The following is a 20,548-nucleotide window of genomic DNA, read 5'->3' on the forward strand; positions in this document are numbered from 1 at the left end:
CCGACGAAACCCGACTACCGCGGCTTCGTCCCCGTCACCACGACGTTGTAGAAGAACTTCGGCGGCACGATCTTGCGCAGCACGTTCTCGTCGAGCCAGGTGAGGCGCTTCCATCCGCCGAAGGCGAAGCGGGCCCAGCCCCAGCCCAGCTTCTCCGGCGGCACCGCGGCCTCGAAGGTGCGGACCGGCCAGCCGAGCATCGCGGCGGCCAACTCCTCGGTGGCGGTGTCCACCTGGTGCGCGCCGGCGGCCCGGGCGATGCCGGCGAGTTCGTCGGGATCGAAGGTGTGGATGTCGACCACGGCCTCGAGGGCGGCAGCGCGGGAGGACTCGTCGAGTTCCTCCTGCGGGCGCCGCCATCCCTGCAGCGGACCGAGCTTCGTGACGTTCGTCGTGGCGAACCACGTGGCACGACTCATCCAGCGCGCGTAGAAGTCACCGATCGTCGACGGCTCACCCGCGAAGATGAAACGCCCGCCGGGCTTGAGGACCCGCAGCACCTCGCGGAGCGCCTGCTCGACATCCGGGATGTGGTGCAGCACAGCGTGGCCGACGACGAGATCGAAGGTGTCGTCGTCGTAGGGGATCTTCTCCGCGTCGGCGACGCGGCCGTCGACATCGAGACCGAGGTTCTCCGCGTTGCGCAGCGCGACCTTGACCATGCCCGGCGACAGGTCCGTCACCGATCCCTTCGTCGCCACTCCCGACTGCATCAGGTTCAGCAGGAAGAAACCGGTGCCGCACCCGAGTTCCATCGCGCGCCCGTACGGCAGGGGTTCATCGGTGGCGACGGCGTCGAAACGTCCACGCGCATAATCGATGCAGCGTTCGTCGAAGCTGATCGACCACTTCTCGTCGTAGGTCTCGGCCTCCCAGTCGTGATAGAGCACCTGGGCGAGCTTCGTGTCGGTGAGCGCCGCCTTGACCTGCTCCTCGGTCGCGTGTGGGTTGGGAGCCGGATCGGTGCCCGGAGTGACGTCGGTGGTCATGATCGCTTCCTGTTTGCGTGGTGATGTAGGTGGTGGAGTCGAAGGTGCACGGTGTCGTCGGCCGGCTCAGCGGCCGACGAATTCCGCCTTCCCGGGCCCGTTCTCGGCGAACGACGCCATTCCGATGGCGCGGTCCTCCGTTGCGAACAGCGGGGCGAACAGCTGCTCCTCGATCTTGAGTCCGGTGTCGAGATCGACATCGAGCCCCTGGTCGACGGCCTTCTTGATCGCCGCGAGCGCCACCGAGGCGGCGCCGTCGAACTGACCGGCCCAGGCGAGCGCGGCGTTGTAGACCTCATCGGGCGCGACGACCTCGTCGACGAGCCCGATGGCCAGCGCCTCCTCGGCGTCGACGAAGCGTCCGGTGAACATGAGGTCCTTGGCTCTCGACGGGCCGATGAGGCGTGCCAGCCGCTGGGTTCCGCCGCCGCCCGGGATCAGACCGAGCAACACCTCGGGCAGTCCGAGCTTCGCGTTGTCGCCGGCGATGCGCCGGTCGGCACCCAGCGCGACTTCGAGGCCGCCGCCGAGGGCGTATCCGGTGATGGCCGCGACCGTGGGCTTCGGGATGGCTGCGATCGCGCCGAGATCGCGCTGCAGACGACCGGCGACCCGGCTCATCTCGGCATAACCGATGTCCCGCATCTCCTTGACATCGGCGCCGGCCGCGAGAATCTTCGGACCGCCGTAGACGACGACGGCCTTGATGTCCGTGCGCACCGTGGCCTCCTCGGCCGCGGCGGCCAGCTCGGCCTGCACCTGCCGGCTCAACGCGTTCATAGGCGGCCGCTGCAACAAGATGGTGCCGACGCCCGGATGAGCGTCGGAACACTCGAGGGTCACGAACTCAGGCATGGTCGAAGGCTACCGGTTGGTAAGTCCCCTCGATGCCCCAGCCCGGAGACGCGGGCCGCAGAGTCCGCCGCTGACCGACCTCGGGGTCATACAGTGGCGGTCATGGCGAAAACGTCGGGTTCCGCAGGTGAACCCATCGAACTCGAGGTCGGCGGCCGTACCGTCCGGCTGTCGAGTCCCGACCGCGTCTACTTTCCCGCGCGTGGCGAGACCAAGCGCGACCTCGCCGAGTACTACCAGTCCGTGGGCGACGGGATCGTCCGAGCCCTGCGCGACCGCCCGTGCATGCTGCACCGGTTCCCCAAGGGCGTCAGCGGCACCAAGGTGCACCAGAAGCGCGTCCCGGCCGGCGCACCCGACTGGCTGGAGACCACCGAGATCTACTTCCCGCGGTATGGCCGCACCGCCGACGAGCTGTGTGTCACCGAGTTGGCGTCGGTGATCTGGGCGGTGCAGATGTCGACCGTCGAGTTTCACCCCTGGAACTCCCGTCGCGCCGACCCCGAGTCCCCCGACGAATGGCGGATCGACCTCGACCCGATGCCCGACTGCACGTTTTCCCGGATTCGACGCGTGGCGCACGTCGTCGAAGAAGTGCTCGACGAACTGGGCATGCGCGGGTTCCCGAAGACCTCGGGTGGCCGCGGCCTGCACATTTATGTCCGCATCGCGCCGGAGTGGGGCTTCCCGCAGGTCCGACGAGCCGCGCTGGCATTCGCTCGGGAGGTCGAACGCCGGGCGCCCGACGACGTGACGACGACCTGGTGGCGCAAGGACCGGGATCCGGCCGCGGTCTTCGTCGACTACAACCAGAACACCCGCGACCACACCATGGCGTCGGCCTACTCCGTGCGCGGCAACGAGCGGGCCACCGTGTCGACGCCGATCACCTGGACCGAGATCGACGACATCGAACCCGACGATTTCACGATCGCCACCGTGCCGGCCCGTTTCGCCGAGCTCGGCGACCTCCACGCCGAGATCGACGACGTGGCCCACCGCCTCGACACGCTCATCGACTGGGCCGACCGGGACGACATCGGCGACGAGGAGGACGCCGAGGTCATCGACTTGGATCGGTGAACGCACACACCGGCGCCATCACGAGAACCACCACCCACAACCCGCCCGCGCACCTGTCGTCGCTGCCCCCCGCACGAGGGCGCATCTCAGGCCGATCGGTACACGACGTTGGACGGATCAGAGCGTGATCTCCGGCGGCTTCTGGTCGCCGAGCGTCCGGAAGTACTCATCGGAGTTCGGGAAACCGAGGCCGGCAAGTCCCGCGCCGGGCGTGACGTTCGGCAGGACCGGTTCGATGACACGATCGGCATCGAGCAGTTCGTCGATCGTCGAGAACCCGGACACGTAGTTCAGCTGCGACCACGTCGGCGGCATGAGGAAGTGCTTGCCCGCGGCCCACGAGTCGATCGCGACCCGGGCGTTCACCCACCGCGCGACCTCGGCTTCGGTGGTCTCGGCGTCGGCGTGCTGCCCGTCGGGCATCGCCGCCAGGAAGAAACGGGTGTCGTAGCGTCGCTTCTCGTTGACCGGGGTGATCCAGTGTGCGAGCGGACGCAACAGATCGGCACGCAACGTGAGTCCGCGCGAGGTGAGGAACTGCGCGAACGACAACGACTTCTCGACGAGGCGCTGCCGATCGTCGGCCAGCCCCTCCGGGTCGGCGAAGGCGCCGTCGGCGTCGGTCGCGAGCAGGACGCCGCACTCCTCGAAGGTCTCCCGGACCGCCGCACACACCAGTGCCTGCGCCGTCTCGGCGTCACTGGCGAACTGCGTCGCCCACCAAGCCGCGTCGGGACCGGTCCACGCCAGGTCGGCGTCGGCGTCGCGCTTGTCCACGCCACCGCCCGGGAACACCGTCATGCCGCCCGCAAAGGCCATCTGCTTGACGCGGCGCTGGAGGAACACCTCGATGCCCTCTGCGGCGTCGCGGACGAGCACGACCGTCGCGGCATCCCGCAATGGTGCGGACACGACCTCCGGACCCGATTCCGTCGACGTCATCAATTACCTCCTGCTGCTCGCCGATGGCCGCCCGCGCGGCGACGGCGCCGCGCGAAGTACCGACCGTCGACCTTGTCCAGAACGATCTGCTGCCGAAAGGCGGCGGTGAGATTCTCGCTGGTGAGCACCTCTTCGAGCAGCCCCTGTGCCACCACGCCGCCCTCGGACAGGATGAGGGCGTGGGTGAAGCCCTCGGGGATCTCTTCCACATGGTGGGTGATCAGCACGATGGCCGGGGCATCGGGGTCGGCGGCGAGCCGCGCGAGACGGTCGACGAGTTCTTCACGTCCACCCAGGTCGAGACCGGCGGCCGGCTCGTCGAGCAGGAGGAGTTCGGGATCGGTCATGAGCGCGCGCGAGATGACGACGCGCTTGCGCTCACCTTCGGACAGCGTGCCGAAGCGACGGTCCGCGAGGTGCTCGGCACCCATCGATTCCAGCGATTCGACCGCCTGCGCCCGGTCCATCGCGTCGTAACTCTCCCGCCAGCGACCCAGAACCGCGTAGCCCGCGGAGATCACCACATCGCTCACGATCTCCTCCGGCGGCACCCGGTCGACCAGGGACGGGCTGGAGACACCGATCCGGGTCGACAGTTCGCGGATCTCCACCCGGCCCAGCTTCTCGTTGAGCACGAAGGCGGTACCCGAGGTCGGATGGATCTCGGCACCGGCCAACCGGATCAGCGTCGTCTTGCCTGCGCCGTTGGGCCCGATGATCACCCATCGTTCGTCCAGTTCCACCTGCCAGGAGAGCGGACCGACGAGGGTCTTGCCGCCACGGATGACGGCGACGTCGCGAAAATCGATCAGGAGGTCGGGATCGGATTCGGTCACTCCCCCATCCTGCACCACGACCGGATGTTCGACGGGCCCGACTCGGCAACACCGCGACGACGGGAATAGTCCGGGGAGTCGGGCGCATTGAACATCAGCGTGACGCCTTCGAACCTCCCCTTGTCGATCCTGGACCTCGCGCAGATCGGTCGTACCGAGACTGCCGCGCAAAGCCTCTCTGCCAGTGTCGATCTCGCTCAGAATGCGGAGAAGTGGGGCTATCGCCGGATCTGGTACGCCGAGCACCACAACATGTCGGCCATCGCCTCGTCGGCGCCTGCGGTCCTCATCGCCCACATCGCCGCGCACACCTCGACCATCCGGCTCGGCGCGGGCGGTGTGATGCTTCCCAACCATTCCCCGCTCACCATCGCCGAGCAGTTCGGCACGCTCGCCGAGCTCCACCCCGGACGCATCGATCTCGGTCTCGGTCGAGCCCCCGGTAGCGATCAACAGACCTTCGCCGCGCTGCGGCGCACCCACGCCTCGGCCGAGCGGTTCCCGCACGACGTCCTGGAGTTGCAGGCCTTCCTCGGCGACGAGTCGCGTGTCGAAGGCGTACGCGCGACACCCGGCGCCGGCACCCACGTGCCGCTGTACATCCTCGGCTCATCGCTGTTCGGTGCCCAGCTCGCCGCCGCACTGGGACTTCCTTATGCCTTCGCCTCCCACTTCGCGCCGCAGGCCCTCACCGAGGCTGTTGCGTTGTACCGCCGCGAGTTCCGCCCGTCCGAGGTCCTCGCCGAGCCGTATGTGATCGCCGGGGTCGGGGCCATCGCCGACGAGGACGCCGACCGTGCGCAGGCACAGCTGCAGATCGCCAAGCGTCAGCGCGTGTCACTGCTCTACGGACGCGGCCGGACGTTCACCGACGAAGAGGCAGATGCCATCCTCTCGATGCCGCAGGGCCGCCAGATCGATGAGATGCTGACGTACTCGGGGGTCGGGACGCCCGACGAGGTCCGCGACTATCTCGGCTGGTTCGCCGGCCACGCCGATGCCGACGAGCTGATCGTCGCGTCACTGGCCCCCGACCGCGAGGTGTGGATGGGCACCTTCGGGCATCTCGCACCGCTGAATTCGCCGGTCGCCGTAGGCCGCTGACCCGACGACGGCAGACGATCCGTCAGACCAGCCGGAAGTCCTCGAAGTCGAAGCCGGGCACCACGATGCAACTGACGAGCGCCGGTTCGTCACCGGCCGGTCGGGCACGCTGCCACACGCCCGGCGGCACGAGCGCCTGCGGGTGCTGTCCGGACTCGATATCGGGTCCGACGAGAACGGTGCGCGGATCGCCGGGCTCATCGGCGTCGCCGCCAAGGTCGAGTTCGACCGGGGCCCCGCGATGGTGGAGCCAGAGCTCGCTACTGCGGACCGTGTGCCACGCCGACTCATCGCCCGGCATCAGGACGAAGTAGATCGCGGTTCCGGCAGCACGGTCGCCGGTGTACTGGCCCGGCAGCACCCCACGCGGGATCTCGACCTCGCTGCGCCAGGTCTGCCGATACCAGCCGCCCTCGGGATGCGGCTGCAGGTCCAGTTCACGCACCCAGTCGGGCAGTTCTGCGGCACTCATCCGTGTTCTCCGTCTTTTTTCCCGAGGCTTGGGTCTTCGACGCTCATGCTCCCGTCGTGCCGCACGACTTCGGCGATCACGGTCACCGACCCGGGCGCGATCTCGGTGAACCCGGCGTCGCGGATGGCCACCGCCGTCGCGGCGGCGTCCGCCGCGAGCAGGTCGGCCCAGCGCTCGGGAGTGGCCTGACGGACCGCGAGCGGGCACCCATCCGACTTCCACCGGATCGCTTCCTCGGTCGTCAGCAACTTCGCCGCGAGCATGGACGCGTGTCCGACCTGCGCCGCGAGTTTGCCGACGGTCATCTCCAGATCCGGGCTGGTCCACAGCACGACTCCGCGGCCGGGAGCCTCGCCGGACAACGTGCCCTCGACGTCGGTGCCACCGATCTGCAACTTCGCGACACGACGGTCGAGGTCACCCACGCGTCCAGGGACGAACGCCCGCGCCGATGCGCCGTTCTCGGTGGCGGTCACGCCCCAGACCTCTTGCGCGGCGGCCCATTGCGCCCCGCGCGCCCGCCGGGCGATCTTTCGGATACGTGCACCGCACCAGTCGTCCATAGCCGATGCCCACGGACCCTCGCCGGCACTCCGTTCGTCGAGACACAGCAACGCCACCGCCCGCGCCGCGGCGGTCAGCAGGTCGGTGCGGTCGGGCGGATCGTTCTTCTCGATGCGCAGCACCATCGCCATCGCCAGGACGTCGGCGGGATCGGCCGGATCGTCGCCGCCGCCGACGTAGCCGACCAGCCGACGATGGTCGGCGGCGATCGCGTCGACATCGGCGTGCGGTGCGTCCGTGTCCTCGAAGTCCATGGCGCGGCGGAGAACTCAGCCCAGGGGTACCCGGCGATAGACACCGTCGGCGGCGTCGGCCGCCTCGATCTCGTCGCGGGACACACCCAGGATGAACAGGACCCCGTCGAGGAACGGGTGATTCAACGTGGCGTCGGCGACCTCGCGCAGCGCGGGTTTGGCGTTGAAGGCGATGCCGAGTCCGGCGACGCTGAGCATGTCGATGTCGTTGGCACCGTCGCCCACGGCGATCGTCTGCTCCATCGGGACCCCCACCTGGTCGGCGAACGACCGCAGGGCGTGCGCCTTGCCCATCCGGTCGATCACCTCACCGACGACCCGGCCGGTGAGCTTGCCGTCGACGATCTCGAGGGTGTTCGCCCGGACGAAGTCGAGTTCGAGCTCATGCGCGAGGCCGTCGATGACCTGGCGGAAGCCGCCCGACACGAGCCCGCAGTGGAAACCGAGGCGGTGCAGTGTGCGAATCGTCGTGCGCGCGCCGGGTGTCAGTTCGAGTGACTTGGCGACGTCGTCGAGAACACTCGCATCGAGGCCGGCCAGCGCTTTGACACGTTCATGGAGGGACTGCGCGAAGTCGAGTTCGCCACGCATCGCCGCCTCGGTCACCGCGGCGACCTCGGCTTCGCGGCCCGCGTGCGCGGCGAGCATCTCGATGACCTCACCTTGGATGAGGGTCGAGTCGACGTCGAAGACGATGAGCCGCTTGGCGCGGCGGGCGAGACCGCCCCGTTCGACGGCGATGTCCACCGAGTGTTTCGCGGCCACCTCGGCGAGGCCCTTGCGGAGGGCCGCGTCGGCCGCGACGCCGCCGCGGCCGGCGACACTCACCATCAGTTCCAGGCCGGTGAGCGGATAGTCGGCGATCCCGCGGATCGAGTCGATGTTGCCGCCCTGGCTCGCCAGCTTCGCGGCGACCGCGCTGAACGCGGTGGCGGTCACCGGGCTGCCGAGGATGACGACGGCGTGCGACGACGGCGATCGGCTACCGGGATCGACCCCGATCTCGACGCGGACCTCGAATCCGATGGAGGCCATCGCCTGTTCGACGACTTCCTGCAGGGCTTCGGGGTCGCCGGTCGAGGACACCAGGACACCGAGGGTGAGTTGACCGCGGATGACCACCTGCTCGACGTCGAGCAGGGCAACGGCCTGACCGGCCAGGGCACCCATGAGAACAGAGGTGACACCCGGCCGGTCGGGACCGGTGACAGTGACCAGGACGGTCGTACCGGAACTGGCTGTTGAGTCCTTGCTCACCGGTCAGCGCGGGTCGGGATCCGGAGACCCCTCGTGCGTTCCCACGGTGAACGGCTCGCGACGAGCCTCTTCCATCTGACGATCCTTGCCCGCTTCGTGTCCCGGACCCACGTGCGCCTCGGCACGCATCCGGTCGATCATGTGCGGGTAGTGCAGCTCGAACGCCGGACGCTCCGACCGGATGCGGGGCAGCTCGGTGAAGTTGTGGCGCGGCGGCGGGCACGAGGTGGCCCACTCCAGCGAGTTACCGAAGCCCCACGGGTCGTCGACGGTCACGACCTCGCCGTAGCGGTAGCTGCGGAAGACGTTCCACAGGAACGGCAGGGTCGACAGGCCGAGGATGAACGCACCCACCGTCGAGATCATGTTCAGGGTCGTGAAGCCGTCCGACGGGAGGTAGTCGGCGTATCGACGCGGCATGCCCTCGTTGCCCAGCCAGTGCTGCACCAGGAAGGTCATGTGGAAGCCGATGAACGTCATCCAGAAGTGGATCTTGCCGAGACGCTCGTCGAGCATGCGTCCGGTCATCTTCGGGAACCAGAAGTAGATGCCGGCGTAGGTGGCGAACACGATGGTGCCGAAGAGCACGTAGTGGAAGTGCGCGACCACGAAGTAGCTGTCGGACAGGTGGAAGTCCAGCGGCGGGCTCGCGAGCAGGACGCCGGTCAGACCACCGAAGAGGAACGTGACGATGAAGCCGACCGAGAACAGCATCGGGGACTCGAACGTTATGTGACCTCGCCACATCGTTCCGATCCAGTTGAAGAACTTCACGCCCGTGGGCACCGCGATCAGGAACGTCATGAACGAGAAGAACGGCAGCAGCACTGCGCCGGTGACGTACATGTGATGCGCCCACACCGCGGCCGACAGGGCGGCGATGGCGAGGGTGGCGTAGATCAGGCCCGAGTAACCGAAGATCGGCTTACGCGAGAAGACCGGGAAGACCTCGGACACGATGCCGAAGAACGGCAGGGCGATGACGTACACCTCGGGGTGTCCGAAGAACCAGAACAGGTGCTGCCACAGGATGACGCCGCCGTTGGCCGGGTCGTAGATGTGGGCGCCGAACTGGCGGTCGACCTCGAGACCCATCAGCGCCGCGGTGAGCAGCGGGAAGATGAGGAGGATCAGAACGCTGGTCACCAGGATGTTCCAGGTGAAGATCGGCATGCGGAACATCGTCATACCGGGTGCGCGGAGGCAGACCACGGTGGTGACCATGTTGACCGCGCCGAGGATGGTGCCGAGACCACCGACGGCCAGACCCATGATCCACAGGTCCGCACCGATGCCGGGGCTGTGCACGGCGTCGGTCAGCGGGGTGTACGCGGTCCAACCGAAGTCGGCGGCACCACCCGGGGTGATGAAGCCGGCGATCGCGATGGTCGAACCGAAGACGAACAGCCAGAAGCCGAGGGCGTTGAGTCGCGGGAAGGCGACGTCGGGCGAGCCGATCTGCAGCGGCAACACGAAGTTGGCGAAGCCGATCACGATCGGGGTCGCGTACATCAGCAGCATCACGGTGCCGTGCATCGTGAAGAGCTGGTTGAACTGCTCAGTGGACAGGAACTGCATGCCCGGCATCGCGAGCTCACCACGCATCAGCAGGGCCATGAGGCCGCCGATGAGGAAGAACGCGAAACAGGCGGAGATGTACATCATGCCGATCAACTTGTGATCGGTCGTCGTCAGCAGCTTGTAGATGAACGAACCCTTGGGCTGATAGCGCTCCGGGAACGGACGCACTGGAGCCACTTGCGTGGTGGGTTGGTCTACCGCGGTCACAGATCCTCCTCTTGCCCGAAACCCACTCCGAACCCCTTCGGACGTGGGTCGGCACATGAACAAACCGAGCGCTGGTTACTGATCCTAAACCCTCACCGGCGCCCGAGCCGAGCGGGTCCTACGATCTGTCGTATTCGATGTCGGAGCCGCCGGATCGGCAGTGCTCATCGGCGGTTTCTTCGACGACGCGCGGGGCTCTCGGAGCAGCCTTCGGGGCGCCGGTGTCCGGCGCCTGGACTGTGCGCCTCCGAGCCTACGCCGGACGCTGTGTCGCCGGTGCTAGGTTGGGCCGGTGCAACGCAGGGTCACGGTCGCGAACGAGGCTGACAGAAGTGTCGACGCCGGCACCCGCCGCTCCCTCGTCCGACGCGCGGGCCTGGCGACGACGATCGGGTTGACGATGGTCGCGCTGGCCGCCTGTTCGGGCGAACAGCCGCTGACGACCCCGGACGGGTCACCCATCTCCACCGTGACCACGCGGGTCGCCGAGGTGAACATCGTCTCGGCCGACCGCGACTACGCGACGACGTGCCTCGCACCCACCGCGCCGGATGCAGGTCAGGTCGATGTCGAACGCATCGTGGTCACCGATCCCGCAGTGCTCGACGCACTCTGCGCACTCGGCCTCGGCCCCGCGGTCGTCGCGGTGACTGCCGAGCCCGGGTCCGTCCCGGCATATCTCGGCCCGCAGCTGACCGCGGTCCCGGCGATCGGGTCGGCCCCCGATGCCGCGGCGGTGGCCGACGCCGACGCCGGCCTCGTGCTCACCACCGCCGACACCGCGGACTCCGCCCGGGCATTCCGCGGCGTCCGTTCCGTCACCATCCCGGCCGGCGGCACCTGGCAGGAGAAGTTCCAGGCGGTCGCCGACGCCGTGAACCGCAGCGAGGCAGGACGGGCCCGGCTCGCCGAGTACACGACCGAGGCCGCCAAGACCGGCAGGCGGATGGATGCCGCCCACACGCAGGTGTCGCTGGTGAGATTCGGGGACGACTCCGAGACGATCGCCGGGATGGACACCTTCGCCGGGCAGGTCCTCGGCGACATCGGCGTCCAGCGCCCCGGCCCGCAGCGCGTGCCCGACTCGTTCCCCGTCACCGACGAGAACTTCCGCGACGCCGACGCCGACCTCATCTATGTCAGCTTCGAGGGCGAGAAGGGCCGCGCCCACGGCGAAGACGTCTTGCTGAGCGACGAATGGCTCAGCCTCGGGGCGCCCGTGTGGAAACGCGTCCTCGCCGTCGACGACGCCCTCTGGTACGAGTCCTCGGGACTCGCCGCCGCCTGGCTGGTCCTCAACGACGTCAAGGGGTCACTCGACGGGAACTCCTGACCCGTTCGTCTGCAGGTGTCGCACATCGTTGCTCCAGACGCGACGAAGCGCTACATCCGCCGGGGGGTGTTTCGGTCAGTTCGGATCACCGGCGTCCAAACCCTCGCCGGGGTGGCGACGACACATCAGGATCGGCGCATGAGTGTCACCGACGAATACCTCGCGAACAACGCCGAATATGCCAAGACCTTCGAGGGCCCGCTGCCGCTGCCGCCCGCCAAGCACGTTGCCGTGGTGGCCTGTATGGACGCTCGCCTCGACGTCTACCGCATCCTCGGACTGAACGAGGGCGAAGCCCACGTGATCCGCAACGCCGGCGGGGTGGTGACCGACGACGAGATCCGCTCGCTGGCCATCAGCCAGCGACTGCTCGGTACCACCGAGATCATCCTCATCCACCACACCGACTGCGGCATGCTGACCTTCACCGACGACGACTTCAAGCGGCAGATCCAGGACGAGATCGGACAGAAGCCGACCTGGTCGCCCGAGTCGTTCGGTGACCTCGACGACGACGTCCGCCAGTCGCTGACCCGAATCCGGAACAGCCCGTTCGTCACCAAGACCACGTCGCTGCGCGGATTCGTCTTCGACGTCGCGACCGGACTCCTGCGCGAGGTGTCCTGACCCGCGTACCTAGTCGTCCGTCGAGCCGCCGCCCTCGGAGCGCTGAACCGCTTCGGGGGCGTTCTCACGCGTGGCCATCCCGCCCTCGCGCCCGTGGTCCTGCGGGCCGGGCGGATCCTTCTCCACTTCCTTCTCGGGCGCGTCTTTCCCGGACGTCTTGTGACTGTCGGACTGTCCCATCGATACCTCCGTGCTCGTGCCGGCTGCAACGATCGTCGATACCCGCGGAGTCGAGCGGACAAACCACGTCGCCGCCCGGCCACCCTGCGCGACGCCGGGCGGTGTCGGGGGCCACGGCTAAACTGGCCGACGATCCTCGATGCCACATGATTCGCCGTTCAGCGGTCAGACTCCCCCGGACTCTGCCCCGAAGCCTCATCTCGCCGAGCCCCTGCACGCCCTCTGGCGGCCGGGCGTCGGCATGGCGGTGTGGATCGACGGCGATCTGTCCGATCTCCCGCCGCCGCTGCGCGATGTCCTCGACAGCCGGCGGTTCCGCAGCGAGATCCCCGTCGTCGACGCCGACGACCGCCGGCAGTTCGTCCGCGCCGCGACGCTGGGCATGACGTCGGCGGTCACACTTCTCGATGCCTCGCGGTCGGTCCCGGTGTCGGGCGACGTCCGGTGGTACCGGTACCTGCTCGACGGCGTGCGGTCGTTCGTGCGGTCCGGCACGGTGGTGCCGTCGGTGCTGCAGGTGGCCGGCGAATGGATGGTCCGCTGGGTTGCCGTCGCGACGCCGACGTGGCGCAGCTGGCACGCCGTCGTCGTGGGCAGCGCGCCGGACGCGCTGTTGCACAACGGTTCCGCAGCAGCCCTCGACGACTTCCTCGCCGAACTCGTCGACCACGAATGCCGTTCTGCCATCGCGCGTTCGGCAGCCCGTCTCGGTGAACCACGCCCCGCGTCACCGATCGTCCGGGCACTGCTCCCCGACGCCGATCCCCGCCCACCCAGCTCGCCCGAACGCCTGGCGGCCGCCGCGGGAGGTTGGTCGAGGTGGAATTCCGGCGCCCCGCGCGACGATCGTTCGCTGATCTTCCGCCTGCACGAACCGGAGTACGACGATCTCGCCGAGAGCCGGTGGGACGACGCGTGGGACGACGACACCTTCGACGTGCCGAGCCGCTCCGAGGTCGCTGAATCCTCCCGGTGGCGGCTGCAGGTCTGCCGGCGCAGCATCGACGGGCAGGTCGAACCTGTCGCTCCGCACCGGCTCGACGCCCACGAACTCGACGCGTTGACGACCGAGCTGGCAACGGCCGTGCGCGAGTTCCCGGATCTCGGCCGGGCCGATCCCGACCGCGGCTCCCTCGACTTCCTGCTGCCGACCGACGTCGCCGAGGAGCTCTTCGCCACCGGCGCGGCGGCGCTCGGAGTGGCCGGCATCCCGGTCCTGCTGCCCCGGACCATCGCCGAGGTCCGTCCTAGTCTGACGCTGCGCGCGCTCGCCCCGCCCGGCGGCGGGGCGCCGGCGGCGATGGTCGGTCTGCGGGAGATCCGGGAGTTCGAGTGGCGCCTGGCCCTCGGTGACACCCCGGACGCGATCACGCTCACCGACGCCGATCTCGACGAGCTGTCGGGACAGAAGGGGGACCTGGTCCGGGTGCGCGGGGTGTGGATGCGCGCCGAGGGTTCGGCGTTGTCCCGGGCGGCCGCGTTCGTCGCCGCCCAGCGCGCGCTGGCCGCGACCGAACCGCCGAGCGATTTCGGCGAGCTGTTCAACCTCGTCACCGGCGAATCGGATCGGCTTCCGGTTCCGGTCTCGCGCGTCGAGGGCCTGTCGTGGCTGGACGACGTCGCCGACGGCGGCACCCTCCGCCCCGAGTCCGTCACGCCACCAGCCGAGTTGGCCGCCACCCTGCGTCCCTATCAGCAGCGTGGGCTGGACTGGCTCGCCCACCTGTCCACACTGGGAGTCGGGGGTGTCCTGGCCGACGACATGGGACTGGGCAAGACGCTGCAGATCATCGCACTGGAGTGCCATGAGAGGAGCGGTCGGTCCGGTCCGCCCGCCGCCGAACCCCCCAAGCCGACGCTCGTCGTCTGCCCGATGTCGCTGGTCGGCAACTGGGCGCGGGAGTTCGCCCGATTCGCGCCGGCACTGCGGGTGGCGATCCACCACGGGCCGTCCCGGGAGTCCGGGGTCGCCTTCGCCGGGATTCGCGACTCCGCCGATGTCGTCGTCACGACCTTTGCGATCGCGGCGCGCGACCACGAGTTGCTGTCCGCCCGACCCTGGCACCGGATCGTGGTCGACGAGGCACAGCACCTGAAGAACGTGAACACCATTGCGGCCAAGGCGGTCCGGACGGTCCCCGCCGACCACCGTGTCGCCCTCACCGGCACCCCGGTCGAGAACCGATTGGAGGATCTCCGCGCCGTCATCGACCTGGTCAATCCTGGTCTGCTCGGGTCGGCATCGGTCTTCCGGGCGCGCTACGCCGAGCCGATCGAACGAGACCGCGATCCGGCCGCGCTCCGGCGACTCTCAGCGATCACCCGCCCCTTCATCCTGCGTCGCGAGAAGAGCGACCCGGCGATCGCCGCCGACCTCCCGGAGAAGGCCGACTTCGCCGTCCGCGCCAACCTCACCGTCGAGCAGGCGGCGCTGTACCGCGCGGTGATCGACGAGCTGATGACGGCACTGCGCGACAAACAGCAGCGGACCCTTCGGCGCCGCAACGTGCTGGCCGCCCTGACCCGGCTGAAGCAGGTGTGCAACCACCCGGCGCACTATCTCGCCGACGGCACCGACCTCGTCCGCGACGGCGAACATCGTTCCGGCAAAGTCGAATTGCTGGACGACATCGTCTCCACGGTCGCCGACGAGGGCGACCGCGCGCTGGTCTTCACCCAGTTCGCCGCCTTCGGCGACATGCTCTCCTCGTGGCTGAGTGCGGAGTTCGGCACCGAGATCCCGCTGCTCCACGGCGGCCTGGGCCGCACCGAACGCGACCGGATGGTCGCCGACTTCCAATCCGACGACGGGCCGCCAATCCTGCTGGCGACGTTGAAGGCCGGCGGCACCGGCCTCAACCTGACCGCCGCCAACAACGTCATCCACGTCGACCGTTGGTGGAATCCGGCCGTCGAGGATCAGGCCACGGACCGCGCCTACCGCATCGGCCAGGATCAGAAGGTGTCGGTGCACCGCTTCGTCTGTGTCGGCACCATCGAGGAACGAATCGACGACATGATCGCCAAGAAACGCGAGTTGTCCCGACTGACGGTCGCCGCGGGTGAGAACTGGGTGTCCGACCTTGCCGACGACGAACTCTTCGAGCTGTTCCGGCTACGCGAGGAGGCGGTCAGCGAATGACGGTGCGCAAGAAAGGCACGCAACGCCGGGGCGAACGCGGCACGATCGCGGTCCGCGGTTATGGACTCACCTCATGGTCGCGCGGTTTCGTCGACGTGGTCGAGGGCCGCGGCGCCGACGGTGAGTCGGTCGCCGACAGTCGCCGCATCACCAAGGCACGCAGATACTTCCGTGATCGCCATCTGCGCGGCCTGCGGATCGGCGCCGGCCAGGTGACCGCATCGGTCGAAGGCACGCAGCTCGAACCGTTCGACGTCATCCTGACCACCCGCACCGTCGACACCGCGACGCTCGCGACCCTCCTCCGCGAGCGGCGCGCCGTCGACGAGCTCATGCTGCTGACCCGCGGCGAGCAACCCCCGACGCTGGGTGAGCTGCTGGTGCCCACCGAGTCCGCCGATGTCGAGACCGACTGCACCTGCCCCGACGAGGCGCCACGGTGCATCCACGCGCTCGTCACCTGTTACGAGGTGGCCGCCGAGATCGACCGCACCCCGCTGACCCTGCTCACGGTGATGGGTACCGACCTCCGGGCTCTGCTGGCCGAGATCGATTCGCGCCCCGCGGAAACACGGATGTCGGACGATGCCGGGCCATCGGACTCGTTGCGGCCCGACGACTTCTACGGCTCAACCTCGACACTGCCACCGCTACCGTCGCCGTCGCGGATGAACCCGCTGACCGCTCTCGACGGCGCGGAGCTGCGCGCCGCGTTGCGCGCGACCGGTGTGGCGCCCGCCGACATCGCCGAGACGATCGACGAGCTCGGCGACCTCTACGACCGCCTCACCGTCGACGATTCGTAGCGTCACCGCGCCATGTGCGCAGTGACGCTACGGATCCCGAGAGGGACTAGAAGTCCCAGTCCTCATCCTCGGTGTTGACGGCCTTGCCGATGACGTATGAACTGCCCGACCCGGAGAAGAAGTCGTGGTTCTCGTCGGCGTTGGGCGACAGCGCCGACAGAATCGCCGGGTTCACGTCGGTCTCGTCGCGCGGGAACATCGCCTCATAGCCGAGGTTCATCAGGGCCTTGTTCGCGTTGTAGCGCAGGAACTTCTTGACGTCCTCGCTGAGCCCGACCTCGTCGTAGAGCGCCTCGGTGTAGTCGCTCTCGTTGTCGTACAGCTCGAACAGCAACTCGAAGGTGTAGTCCTTGAGTTCCTGACGACGCTCCGGGGTTTCGACCTCGAGTCCGCGCTGGTACTTGTAACCGATGTAGTACCCGTGGACCGCCTCGTCGCGGATGATGAGACGGATCAGGTCGGCGGTGTTGGTGAGCTTCGCACGGCTCGACCAGTACATCGGCAGGTAGAAGCCGGAGTAGAACAGGAACGACTCGAGCAGCGTCGAGGCGACCTTGCGCTTCAGTGGGTCGTCGCCACGGTAGTAGTCCATGACGATCTGCGCCTTGCGCTGGAGTTGTTCGTTCTCCTCCGACCAGCGGAACGCCTCGTCGATCTCCTTGGTGGAGCAGAGCGTGGAGAAGATCGAGCTGTAACTCTTGGCGTGCACCGACTCCATGAACGCGATGTTGGTGAGCACCGCCTCTTCGTGCGGAGTGGTCGCATCCGGGATCAGCGACACCGCACCGACCGTGCCCTGGATGGTGTCGAGCAGGGTGAGACCGGTGAACACCCGCATCGTGAGCTGCTTCTCATACTCGGTGAGCGTGCCCCACGACGGGATGTCGTTGGACACCGGCACCTTCTCGGGCAGCCAGAAGTTGCCGGTGAGGCGATCCCACACCTCGGCGTCCTTCTCGTCGGGCACGCGGTTCCAGTTGATCGCCGAGACCCGGCTGACCAGCTTGATGGGCGCTCCGTCGGCGGGGCTGTGGCTTTCGGTGGAGGTCATGACTCTTCCTCGTCTAACTGGTCAATTGAAGTCTGGAAGTCCTGAAAGATGCTGCCTCACAGAGGATCACAACATGCAGCTGACGCAGCCCTCCACCTCGGTCCCCTCGAGCGCGATCTGGCGCAGGCGGATGTAGTAGAGCGTCTTGATCCCCTTCCGCCATGCGTAGATCTGAGCCTTGTTGACGTCACGCGTGGTGGCGGTGTCCTTGAAGAAGAGCGTCAGGCTGAGACCCTGGTCGACGTGCTGCGTGGCCGCGGCATAGGTGTCGATGATCTTCTCGTACCCGATCTCGTACGCGTCCTGGTAGTACTCCAGGTTGTCGTTCGTCATGTAGGGCGCCGGGTAGTAGACGCGGCCGATCTTGCCTTCCTTGCGGATCTCGATCTTGGCGGCAACCGGGTGGATCGAGCTCGTCGAGTGGTTGATGTAGCTGATCGAGCCGGTCGGCGGGACGGCCTGCAGGTTCTGGTTGTAGATGCCGTCGCGCTGGACGGCCTCCTTCAGCTCGCGCCAGTCGTCCTGGGTCGGGATGGCGATCCCGGCCTGGCCGAAGAGATCTCGCACCTTCTGGGTCTCCGGCTCCCACGCCTTGGTGAGGTACTTGTCGAAGAACTCGCCGCTCGCGTACTTCGACTTCTCGAAACCGGTGAACGCCCGGCCACGCTCCTTGGCGATCCGGTTCGACGCGCGCAGGGCGTGGAACAGCACCGTGTAGAAGTAGATGTTCGTGAAGTCGATGCCCTCTTCGCTGCCGTAGAAGACACGCTCACGGGCCAGGTATCCGTGCAGGTTCATCTGGCCCAGGCCGATGGCGTGGGACTGGTTGTTGCCGTGCTCGATCGAGGGCACCGAGGTGATCGTGGTCTGGTCGCTGACCGCGGTGAGTCCGCGGATCGCGGTCTCGATGGTCTGACCGATGTCGGGCGAGTCCATCGTCTTGGCGATGTTCAGCGAACCCAGGTTGCACGAGATGTCCTTGCCCACTTCGGCATACGACAGGTCGTCGTTGAAGGTCGACGGCGTCGACACCTGCAGGATCTCCGAGCACAGGTTGGAGTGGGTGATCTTGCCGTCGATCGGGTTCGCCCGGTTCACCGTGTCCTCGAACATGATGTACGGGTAGCCGGACTCGAACTGCAGCTCGGCGAGGGTCTGGAAGAACTCGCGGGCCTTGATCTTGGTCTTGCGGATCCGACGATCCTCGACCATCTCGTGGTACTTGTCCGTCACGTTGATGTCGGCGAAGGGCACGCCGTAGACGCGTTCGACGTCGTACGGGCTGAACAGGTACATGTCGTCGTTGGCCTTGGCCAGCTCGAACGTGATGTCCGGGATGACCACACCAAGCGACAGCGTCTTGATGCGGATCTTCTCGTCCGCGTTCTCGCGCTTGGTGTCGAGGAAGCGGTAGATGTCGGGGTGGTGCGCGTGCAGATACACCGCACCCGCACCCTGCCGGGCGCCGAGCTGGTTGGCGTAGGAGAAGGAGTCCTCGAGCAGTTTCATGATCGGGATGACACCCGAGCTCTGGTTCTCGATCTTCTTGATCGGTGCCCCGTGCTCACGGATGTTGCTGAGCAGCAAAGCGACTCCGCCGCCTCGCTTGGACAGCTGCAACGCCGAGTTGATCGACCGGCCGATCGACTCCATGTTGTCCTCGATACGCAGCAGGAAGCACGAGACCGGCTCGCCGCGCTGCTTCTTGCCGGAGTTGAGGAAGGTTGGCGTCGCCGGCTGGAACCGGCCCGAGATGATCTCGTCGACGAGGTTGCGGGCGAGCGTGGTGTCACCGTCGGCCAGGGTCAGCGCCACCATGCAGACGCGGTCCTCGAAACGCTCGAGATACCGCTTCCCGTCGAAGGTCTTCAGTGTGTAGCTCGTGTAGTACTTGAACGCACCGAGGAAGGTCGGGAACCGGAACTTCTTGCCGTAGGCGTAATCGAAGAGTTCGTTCACGAACGTGCGGTCGTACTTCGCGAGGACCTCGGGCTCGTAGTAGTTCTCCTCGATGAGGTAGTCGAGCTTCTCGTCGCGGTCGTGGAAGAAGACGGTGTTCTGGTTGACGTGCTGCAGGAAGTACTGGTTCGCGGCCTCGCGATCCTTGTCGAACTGGATCTTGCCGTCGGCGTCGTACAGGTTGAGCATCGCGTTGAGCGCGTGGTAATCGAGCTCTCCGGGATCATGCCCCGCAGGCCCGGGGTGCACGCCCGACTTGCTGGCTGAAGTGGTGTCCGAGACGGCGGCGGTGGGCGACACGACAGATGACTCCTGCGGATAGTGGTGGCTGAGGCCGATGGTGGGCACGATATCGACGGGGTACGACAAAGCCTGGCGACGCGCGAACGTCGGGTCAGGCGGGCGAGGCGCTGAGCGACACACCTGCCGCGAACGCCGGACTCAGGGCGAACTCCGCGAGTCCCGCGCGCACGCGGTCGACGTCGTCGGTGGTGCCCATCAGTTCGAATCGGTACAGGTAGGGCACCCGGCACTTGCGTGCGATGACGTCGCCGGCGTAACAGAACTCCTCACCGAAGTTGGTGTTACCCGCCGCGATCACCCCCCTGATCGACGATCGGTTGTGCTCGTCGTTGAGGAAGCGGATGACCTGTTTGGGGACGTAACCGCCGGGCTGCCCCGTCGCCTTGCCCCCGCCGTAGGTCGGACAGACCAGGACGTACGGCTCGTCGACACGGAAAACACCGGTCCGATCGAGGAGCGGGATGCGCTCGGCGCGCATGTCCAGCTTCTGGACGAACCGGTGGGTGTTCTCCGAAACGGAGGAGAAGTACACGATCAACGGCGATGCGGCTGCCGTCATGTCTCCTCCAACCTGGTCGTTCTCGTGGATCTCGCCCGCGGGAGTCGACTCCCGGCAGGCACTGTCGGTATCAACGCCGTGACCGGCGTGACCATTTCCTCGATGACTACGGAGATACGGTGCGATCCGGCTTCCCCGTCGGATCGCTTCGCGCATCGCCGGTCGGTGGATGTCGTCACCGCCATGGTGACGACCGACGGGTCAGGCAGCGGCGGTGGCGAGCGCCTTGATGCGGTCGGGGCGGAAGCCCGACCAGTGTGCGTCGCCGGCGACCACGACGGGCGCCTGCAGGTAGCCGAGCGCCATCACGTAGTCACGCGCCTCGGCATCTTCGCTGATGTCGACGATCTCGTAGGACAGGCCCTGCTTGTCGAGGGCCTTGTAGGTGGCATTGCACTGGACGCAGGCCGGCTTCGTGTAGACGGTGATTGACATTCGGAGGTA

At 67.4% G+C, this 20,548-nt stretch carries 19 protein-coding genes; 6 read left to right on the forward strand and 13 right to left on the reverse strand.

Going from position 1 to position 20,548, the window contains the following annotated elements; genetic code table 11:
* Window positions 1–14 precede the first annotated feature (14 nt).
* Together CA982_RS06595 and CA982_RS06600 are read right to left on the reverse strand one after the other, a co-directional pair.
* Window positions 15–989: a class I SAM-dependent methyltransferase gene (locus CA982_RS06595; RefSeq protein ID WP_086534544.1), complete on the reverse strand. Its 975-nt coding sequence runs from the start codon at window positions 987–989 to the stop codon at window positions 15–17.
* 66 nt (window positions 990–1,055) lie between these two features.
* Complete coding sequence (locus CA982_RS06600) at window positions 1,056–1,844, reverse strand: enoyl-CoA hydratase/isomerase family protein (RefSeq protein WP_086534545.1); 789 nt, start codon at window positions 1,842–1,844, stop codon at window positions 1,056–1,058.
* Between the two features lie 102 nt (window positions 1,845–1,946).
* Between CA982_RS06600 and ligD the strand changes: the two genes are divergently transcribed.
* The gene (gene ligD, locus CA982_RS06605; RefSeq protein WP_086534699.1) at window positions 1,947–2,927 is read left to right on the forward strand and encodes a non-homologous end-joining DNA ligase; all 981 of its coding nucleotides are present in this window, start codon (window positions 1,947–1,949) and stop codon (window positions 2,925–2,927) included.
* A gap of 117 nt (window positions 2,928–3,044) precedes the next feature.
* On the opposite strand, the gene CA982_RS06610 is transcribed toward ligD, so the two are convergent.
* Window positions 3,045–3,869 (reverse strand): NUDIX hydrolase, encoded by an 825-nt coding sequence (locus CA982_RS06610; RefSeq protein WP_086534546.1) that lies wholly within the window; start codon window positions 3,867–3,869, stop codon window positions 3,045–3,047.
* The gene (locus tag CA982_RS06615; protein ID WP_086534547.1) at window positions 3,869–4,705 is read right to left on the reverse strand and encodes an ABC transporter ATP-binding protein; all 837 of its coding nucleotides are present in this window, start codon (window positions 4,703–4,705) and stop codon (window positions 3,869–3,871) included. The genes CA982_RS06610 and CA982_RS06615 overlap by 1 nt, the downstream gene beginning before the upstream one ends.
* A 99-nt stretch (window positions 4,706–4,804) precedes the next feature.
* On the opposite strand from CA982_RS06615, the gene CA982_RS06620 reads away from it, so the two are divergent.
* A complete protein-coding gene (locus CA982_RS06620; RefSeq protein WP_086534700.1) occupies window positions 4,805–5,809 on the forward strand; it encodes an LLM class flavin-dependent oxidoreductase in 1,005 nt (334 codons plus the stop codon).
* A gap of 22 nt (window positions 5,810–5,831) precedes the next feature.
* On the opposite strand, the gene CA982_RS06625 is transcribed toward CA982_RS06620, so the two are convergent.
* The 4 genes from CA982_RS06625 to ctaD are packed head-to-tail and all read right to left on the reverse strand — an operon-like array spanning window position 5,832 to window position 10,144.
* Window positions 5,832–6,281, reverse strand: a complete 450-nt coding sequence (locus tag CA982_RS06625; RefSeq protein ID WP_086534548.1) for a cupin domain-containing protein — start codon at window positions 6,279–6,281, stop codon at window positions 5,832–5,834.
* Window positions 6,278–7,099, reverse strand: coding sequence for an aminoacyl-tRNA hydrolase (locus CA982_RS06630; protein WP_086534549.1), 822 nt, complete (start codon window positions 7,097–7,099; stop codon window positions 6,278–6,280). The genes CA982_RS06625 and CA982_RS06630 overlap by 4 nt, the downstream gene beginning before the upstream one ends.
* 15 nt (window positions 7,100–7,114) lie before the next feature.
* Entirely contained in the window at window positions 7,115–8,356 is a 1,242-nt protein-coding gene (gene serB, locus CA982_RS06635; RefSeq protein ID WP_086534550.1) for a phosphoserine phosphatase SerB, read from the reverse strand.
* 3 nt (window positions 8,357–8,359) lie between these two features.
* A complete protein-coding gene (ctaD, locus tag CA982_RS06640) occupies window positions 8,360–10,144 on the reverse strand; it encodes an aa3-type cytochrome oxidase subunit I (RefSeq protein ID WP_086534551.1) in 1,785 nt (594 codons plus the stop codon).
* A 292-nt stretch (window positions 10,145–10,436) separates the two neighbouring features.
* Between ctaD and CA982_RS06645 the strand changes: the two genes are divergently transcribed.
* Window positions 10,437–11,477, forward strand: a complete 1,041-nt coding sequence (locus CA982_RS06645) for an ABC transporter substrate-binding protein (protein ID WP_208617900.1) — start codon at window positions 10,437–10,439, stop codon at window positions 11,475–11,477.
* Between the two features lie 138 nt (window positions 11,478–11,615).
* Window positions 11,616–12,104, forward strand: coding sequence for a beta-class carbonic anhydrase (locus tag CA982_RS06650; protein ID WP_086534702.1), 489 nt, complete (start codon window positions 11,616–11,618; stop codon window positions 12,102–12,104).
* A 9-nt stretch (window positions 12,105–12,113) separates the two neighbouring features.
* On the opposite strand, the gene CA982_RS26670 is transcribed toward CA982_RS06650, so the two are convergent.
* Window positions 12,114–12,284, reverse strand: a complete 171-nt coding sequence (locus CA982_RS26670; RefSeq protein ID WP_086534552.1) for a hypothetical protein — start codon at window positions 12,282–12,284, stop codon at window positions 12,114–12,116.
* A 139-nt stretch (window positions 12,285–12,423) separates the two neighbouring features.
* Between CA982_RS26670 and CA982_RS06660 the strand changes: the two genes are divergently transcribed.
* Together CA982_RS06660 and CA982_RS06665 are read left to right on the forward strand one after the other, a co-directional pair.
* Window positions 12,424–15,426: a DEAD/DEAH box helicase gene (locus CA982_RS06660; RefSeq protein WP_086534553.1), complete on the forward strand. Its 3,003-nt coding sequence runs from the start codon at window positions 12,424–12,426 to the stop codon at window positions 15,424–15,426.
* Window positions 15,423–16,232, forward strand: coding sequence for an SWIM zinc finger family protein (locus tag CA982_RS06665; RefSeq protein WP_086534554.1), 810 nt, complete (start codon window positions 15,423–15,425; stop codon window positions 16,230–16,232). Before CA982_RS06660 ends, CA982_RS06665 begins: the two co-directional genes overlap by 4 nt.
* A gap of 46 nt (window positions 16,233–16,278) precedes the next feature.
* On the opposite strand, the gene nrdF is transcribed toward CA982_RS06665, so the two are convergent.
* From nrdF to CA982_RS06685, 4 genes are all read right to left on the reverse strand, one after another.
* Window positions 16,279–17,283: a class 1b ribonucleoside-diphosphate reductase subunit beta gene (nrdF, locus tag CA982_RS06670; RefSeq protein WP_086534555.1), complete on the reverse strand. Its 1,005-nt coding sequence runs from the start codon at window positions 17,281–17,283 to the stop codon at window positions 16,279–16,281.
* A 66-nt stretch (window positions 17,284–17,349) separates the two neighbouring features.
* On the reverse strand, window positions 17,350–19,542 hold the full coding sequence (gene nrdE / locus CA982_RS06675) for a class 1b ribonucleoside-diphosphate reductase subunit alpha (protein WP_086534703.1): 2,193 nt from the start codon (window positions 19,540–19,542) through the stop codon (window positions 17,350–17,352).
* Between the two features lie 94 nt (window positions 19,543–19,636).
* Complete coding sequence (gene nrdI, locus CA982_RS06680; RefSeq protein WP_086534556.1) at window positions 19,637–20,104, reverse strand: class Ib ribonucleoside-diphosphate reductase assembly flavoprotein NrdI; 468 nt, start codon at window positions 20,102–20,104, stop codon at window positions 19,637–19,639.
* A gap of 201 nt (window positions 20,105–20,305) precedes the next feature.
* Window positions 20,306–20,539 (reverse strand): redoxin NrdH, encoded by a 234-nt coding sequence (locus CA982_RS06685; protein ID WP_004019249.1) that lies wholly within the window; start codon window positions 20,537–20,539, stop codon window positions 20,306–20,308.
* Between the last annotated feature and the right edge of the window lie 9 nt (window positions 20,540–20,548).

Source organism: Gordonia lacunae, assembly GCF_002149015.1.
Classification (GTDB): domain Bacteria; phylum Actinomycetota; class Actinomycetes; order Mycobacteriales; family Mycobacteriaceae; genus Gordonia; species Gordonia lacunae.